Below are 5,172 nucleotides of genomic sequence, written 5' to 3'. Positions count from 1 at the left end.
CGATGAGGGGCTGGTGGCGCGTTTCTACGCGGGCCGCTCGACGCTCGCCGACAAGGCGCGCGTTCTGGTGGGCCGGCCGCCCGTCCCCTTGCGCCGCGCGCTCGTCGCCGCCACAGCGCGTGGATGAGTAACACGGGTAAGACGGCGGCGGTCATCGGCGCGGGGTTCGGCGGGCTGGCGCTCGCGATCCGGCTCCAGTCGGCGGGTGTCGCCACCACCCTGATCGAAGGGCGCGACCAGCCCGGCGGGCGCGCTTATTTCTGGCGGCGCGACGGCTTCACCTTCGATGCTGGGCCGACCGTCATCACCGATCCCGCCTGTCTGGAGGAATTGTGGGCGCTGTCGGGCCAGCCGATGGGCCGCGATGTCGAGCTCATGCCCGTCAGCCCCTTCTACCGGCTCAACTGGCCCGACGGTACCAATTTCGATTATTCGAACGACGAACCCGCGCTCCGCGCCGAAATCGCCCGGCTCAATCCGGCCGATGTCGCGGGCTATGCCAAATTCCTCGATTATGCGGCGGGCGTCTACCGCGAGGGCTATGAGAAGCTCGGCCACGTCGCCTTCCTCGACTTCGCGTCGATGATCCGCGCGGCGCCCGCGCTTGCGAAATATCAGGCGTGGCGATCGGTCTATTCGGTCGTTTCCTCCTACGTGCAGGATGAGCGGCTGCGTCAGGCCTTGAGCTTCCACACATTGCTGGTCGGCGGCAATCCGATGAGCACGAGCGCGATCTACGCACTGATCCACAAGCTCGAAAAAGCGGGCGGGGTCTGGTTCGCGCGCGGCGGCACCAATGCGCTGGTGCGGGGCATGGTCGCTTTGTTCGAGCGGCTGGGCGGCACGCTCCGCCTCGCCGATCCGGTGGTCGAAATCGGCACCGCCGGGGGCAAGGCCGACAGTGTCCGCACCGCAAGCGGCTGGAGCGGCCGGTTCGACATGGTCGCCTCCAACGGCGACGTGGTTCACACCTATCGCGATCTGCTGGGGAGCAGCCCGCGTGGGCGCAAGGCGGGCCGCGCGGTGACACGCAAGCGCTTCTCGCCTTCGCTGTTCGTCGTGCATTTCGGCGTGCGCGGCGGCTGGCCGGGCATTCCGCATCACATGATCCTGTTCGGGCCGCGCTACGGCCCGCTGCTCAGCGACATCTACCGCAACGGCGTGGTCGCGGGCGATTTCTCGCTCTACCTCCACCATCCGACCGTCACCGATCCGTCGCTCGCGCCGGAGGGGTGCTCGACCTTCTATGCGCTCGCGCCCGTGCCGCATCTCGGCAAGGCGCCGATCGACTGGGACAGCTTCCAGCACGAATATGCCGACCGCATCCTGGGCGAGATCGAGCGGCGGCTGATGCCCGGCCTGCGCGATCGGATCGTGACGCGCTTCCACTATACGCCGGTCGATTTCCGCCGCGATCTCAACGCGCATCTCGGCTCGGCCTTCAGCCTGGAACCGATCCTGACCCAGTCGGCCTGGTTCCGGACGCACAATCGCGACGATGCGATCCCCAATCTCTATTTCGTCGGCGCGGGGACGCATCCCGGCGCGGGCATCCCCGGCGTGGTCGGATCGGCCAAGGCGACCGCCGCTTTGATGCTGGAGGGACTGTGAAGCGGCTTGCGGTCTATTGCGGTTCGGCGACCCCGGCGGACCCGCGCTACGTCGACAATGCCCGCGCGGTCGGGGCCGCGCTGGCCGCGCGCGGTATCGGCGTGGTCTATGGCGGCGGGCGGCTGGGCCTGATGGGCGCGGTCGCCGACGGCGCGCTGGCGGCGGGCGGCGCGGTGATCGGCATCATCCCGCGCGCGCTGGTCGATCTGGAGGTGGCGCATCGCGGCCTGACCGAGCTTCACGTCGTCGACACGATGCACCAGCGCAAGCAGGCCTTCACCGATCTGTCCGACGGGTTCGTGACCCTGCCGGGCGGCACCGGCACGATGGACGAATTATGGGAGGCGATGAGCTGGGCGCAGCTCGGCTATCATGCCAAGCCGGTGGGGCTGCTCAACGTCGCCGGCTTCTATGACGGGCTGCTGCGCTTCGTGGAGACGATGGCCGAAACCGGCTTCCTCCGCCCGCAGCATCGCGATCTGCTGATCGCCGACGACGATCTCGACGCGTTGCTCGCGCGCATGGCCGCCTACGAACCCGGCCGGCCGATCACCCGCATGACGGCGGACGAACTCTGACGGCAGGCCGCGCCGAGCTGGTCGATCATGCCCGCCGCTCGATCGAGCGCGGCTCGCGTTCGTTCGCGCTCGCCTCGAAGCTGTTCGATCCCGTCACGCGCGAGCGGGCGTGGCTGCTCTATGCCTGGTGCCGCGCGTGCGACGATCTGGCGGACGGGCAGGACATGGGACACGGCATGCGCGCCGTCGCCGATCCGCAGGCCGCCGTCGCGGCGATCCGCGAGCGGACCGTGCTGGCACTGGCGGGGCGTGAGACGGGCGATCCGGCGTTCGACGGGTTCGAGGTGGTGGCGCGCGAATGCGCCATCCCGGCGGCGCTCGCCGACGACCTGATCCAGGGCTTCGCGCTCGATGCGGACGGCTGGCGGCCGCGCGGCGAGGCGGATCTCTACCGCTCTTGCTACCATGTCGCCGGCTCGGTCGGCGTGATGATGGCGCTGGTGATGGGCGTGGCGTCCGACGACACGGCCACGCTCGACCGCGCCTGCGACCTCGGCAGCGCGTTCCAGCTCGCAAACATCGCGCGCGACATTAGCGAGGATGACGCCGCCGGCCGCTGCTACCTGCCCGTCGAATGGCTGGTCGAAATGGACATTCCCCCCGGCCAGCACATGAAGCCGCCCTACCGGCCCCGCCTGACCGTCTTGGCGCGGCGGCTGGCGAAGACGGCGGAGGCCTATGAGGCGAGCGCGCGGGTCGGGGCAGGGGCGCTGCCCTTCCGTTCGGCCTGGGCGGTGCTGGCGGCGGCGGGCATCTATGGCGACATCGCGCGTACCGTCGCGGCGCGCGGCGACCATGCGTGGGATCACCGCGTGGTGGTGGGCAAGCGCGCGAAGCTCGCCTGGGTCGCTCGCGCCGCGGTGCAGGCGCTCCGGCCCGCGCCGCAAAGCGCGCGCGCCGGGCTTTGGACACGCCCCAGCAACAGTTTGTAACTAGCACCCAGGCGGCGTTTCCGGTCACTCGCGGCCATGCGCCGCGCCGTCTTCGCCCTCCTGCTCGCTTCCGTTCCGTCGCTCGCCGCCGCCGGCCCGATCGAGGATCAGCAGATCTGGGTGAATGTCACCGCGATGGGATCGCTCAAGGACCGCCTGATCTATTTTGCCGAGCTGCAGCCGCGCACCGGCGACGGGGCCGAACGCGTGTCGCAGGTCCTTATGCGCGGCGCGCTGGGGTGGCAGTTCAGCAAGGCGGTCAGCCTCTATGGCGGCTACGCGCATATCGAATCGCCCGTCCGCAACGGCCCGGATACGAACGAGGAGCGGCTGTTCACCCAGCTGACGTGGCAGATGGGAACGGTCGCGGGCGGCAGCGTCTCGACCCGCACCCGGCTGGAGCATCGCCGCCTGTCGACCGGGGGCGACACGGGCTGGCGCCTGCGCTCGATGCTCCGCTACGTCCACCCGATCACCGCGCCCGACAAGCCGCGCGCGCTCGTCTGGGCCGAGCCGTTCGTCGCCTTCAACGACACCGATTGGGGTGCGCGCGCCGGGTTCGATCAGCTGCGCAGCTTCGCCGGGCTGGAGGTGCCGTTGCCCGGCAGGTCGACGGTCGAGGTCGGCTATCTCAACCAGGCGGTCAACGCTGCTGGCCCGCGCAACCGGATGAACCACGTCGCCTCGCTGACGATCTTCATCCGTCCCTGAGCGCGCCCTCCTTCAGTGAGGGCGCGCGCACGCCCGCGCGCTCGCGCCGCTTCAGCTCGGCCTTCAGATTCTCGGGGCGCGGCGCGATCAGGAAGCCGAAGCTGACCGTCCCATCCTTGGTCCCGACGACGTGGTGCAGCCGGTGCGCCTGCACGATCCGCTTCATATAGCGGGACCGCGCCACGTACCGCCCCGGCAGCCGCTGGTGCACGATCCAGTCGTGGAAGCCAAAATAAATCGCGCCATAGGCCGCGATCCCCGCGCCGATCCACGTACAGGCCTGGCCCCAGCCGAGCTGCACGCCCCCCAGGATCAGCACGAACGACGGCACCGCGAAGATCGCGGCATACAGGTCGTTCAGCTCGAACGGCCCGGTGCGCGGGCGGTGGTGGCTTTCGTGCAGGAACCAGCCGGGCCCATGCATGATCCAGCGGTGCGCGACATAGGCCACGCCCTCCATCGCCGCGATGGTGGCCAGAAACAGCAGGATGCCCAGTCCGAAGTGCATGGCCACGCGCCATACATGGGTTCCCTTGGGCTGGCGACTATGCTTTAGGCGCTCACGCTTTCTTCCCGCACCTGCGAAGGACTCGATCGTCCCCATGAACATCCACGAATATCAGGCCAAGGAACTGCTGGCGAAATTCGGCGTGGCGATTCCCGCCGGCCATGCCGCGATGACCGTCGAGGAGGCCGTGGAGGCCGCCGGCAAGCTTCCCGGGCCGCTTTATGTCGTGAAGAGCCAGATCCACGCCGGCGGGCGCGGCAAGGGCAAGTTCAAGGAGCTCGGGCCCGACGCCAAGGGCGGCGTCCGCCTGTCCAAGACGCTGGACGAGGTGCGCGCCAACGCCACCGACATGCTCGGCAACACGCTGGTGACGATCCAGACGGGCGAGGCCGGCAAGCAGGTCAACCGCCTCTACGTCACCGACGGCGCCGACATCGCGAAGGAATATTACCTCTCGATGCTGGTCGATCGCGCGACCGGCCGCATCGCCATGGTCGTCTCGACCGAGGGCGGCATGGACATCGAGGAGGTCGCCCATTCGACCCCTGAGAAGATCCACACCTTCGACGTCGATCCGGCGACCGGCTTCATGCCGCACCATGGCCGCGCCGTCGCGGCTGCGCTGGGCCTGACCGGCGACCTCGCCAAGCAGGCGGCGAACGTCACCGCGAAGCTGTACGACGCCTTCGTCGGCACCGACGCCTCGCAGATCGAGATCAACCCGCTCGCCATCACCGGCGACGGGAAATTGATGGTCCTCGACGCCAAGGTCGGCTTCGACAGCAACGCGATGTTCCGCCACAAGGATCTCGCCGAATTGCGCGACTTCACC

At 69.0% G+C, this 5,172-nt stretch carries 6 protein-coding genes; 5 read left to right on the top strand and 1 reads right to left on the bottom strand.

Going from position 1 to position 5,172, the window contains the following annotated elements:
* The first annotated feature begins 123 nt into the window (after positions 1-123).
* Genes ACOJSF_RS01595 through ACOJSF_RS01580 form a run of 4 tightly spaced genes read left to right on the top strand, consistent with a single transcriptional unit; the run spans position 124 to position 3,832 of the window.
* Positions 124-1,611 (top strand): phytoene desaturase, encoded by a 1,488-nt coding sequence (locus tag ACOJSF_RS01595; RefSeq protein WP_420140490.1) that lies wholly within the window; start codon positions 124-126, stop codon positions 1,609-1,611.
* On the top strand, positions 1,608-2,189 hold the full coding sequence (locus tag ACOJSF_RS01590) for a TIGR00730 family Rossman fold protein (protein WP_420140489.1): 582 nt from the start codon (positions 1,608-1,610) through the stop codon (positions 2,187-2,189). Before ACOJSF_RS01595 ends, ACOJSF_RS01590 begins: the two co-directional genes overlap by 4 nt.
* Before the next feature lie 17 nt (positions 2,190-2,206).
* The gene (locus ACOJSF_RS01585) at positions 2,207-3,121 is read left to right on the top strand and encodes a phytoene/squalene synthase family protein (RefSeq protein WP_420140491.1); all 915 of its coding nucleotides are present in this window, start codon (positions 2,207-2,209) and stop codon (positions 3,119-3,121) included.
* 36 nt (positions 3,122-3,157) lie between these two features.
* The gene (locus tag ACOJSF_RS01580; protein WP_420140488.1) at positions 3,158-3,832 is read left to right on the top strand and encodes a DUF2490 domain-containing protein; all 675 of its coding nucleotides are present in this window, start codon (positions 3,158-3,160) and stop codon (positions 3,830-3,832) included.
* On the opposite strand, the gene ACOJSF_RS01575 is transcribed toward ACOJSF_RS01580, so the two are convergent.
* Complete coding sequence (locus tag ACOJSF_RS01575) at positions 3,819-4,340, bottom strand: beta-carotene hydroxylase (protein WP_420140487.1); 522 nt, start codon at positions 4,338-4,340, stop codon at positions 3,819-3,821. The genes ACOJSF_RS01580 and ACOJSF_RS01575 overlap by 14 nt on opposite strands.
* A gap of 94 nt (positions 4,341-4,434) precedes the next feature.
* Between ACOJSF_RS01575 and ACOJSF_RS01570 the strand changes: the two genes are divergently transcribed.
* Positions 4,435-5,172, top strand: a 738-nt coding sequence (locus tag ACOJSF_RS01570) for an ATP-grasp domain-containing protein (protein ID WP_420140486.1), incomplete at its 3' end; no start/stop codon positions are given.

It is taken from the genome of Sphingomonas sp., assembly GCF_048594985.1.
Lineage (GTDB): Bacteria > Pseudomonadota > Alphaproteobacteria > Sphingomonadales > Sphingomonadaceae > Sphingomonas_I.
Note: the sequence above shows the minus strand (reverse complement) of the source record. Positions and strands in the feature narration are given on the sequence as shown.

Coding starts and splice junctions, on each gene's coding strand:
- ACOJSF_RS01575 (WP_420140487.1), bottom strand. CDS start 4,340: ATGCACTTCGGACTGGGCATCCTGCTGTTTCTGGCCACCATCGCGGCG.
- ACOJSF_RS01595 (WP_420140490.1), top strand. CDS start 124: ATGAGTAACACGGGTAAGACGGCGGCGGTCATCGGCGCGGGGTTCGGC.
- ACOJSF_RS01580 (WP_420140488.1), top strand. CDS start 3,158: ATGCGCCGCGCCGTCTTCGCCCTCCTGCTCGCTTCCGTTCCGTCGCTC.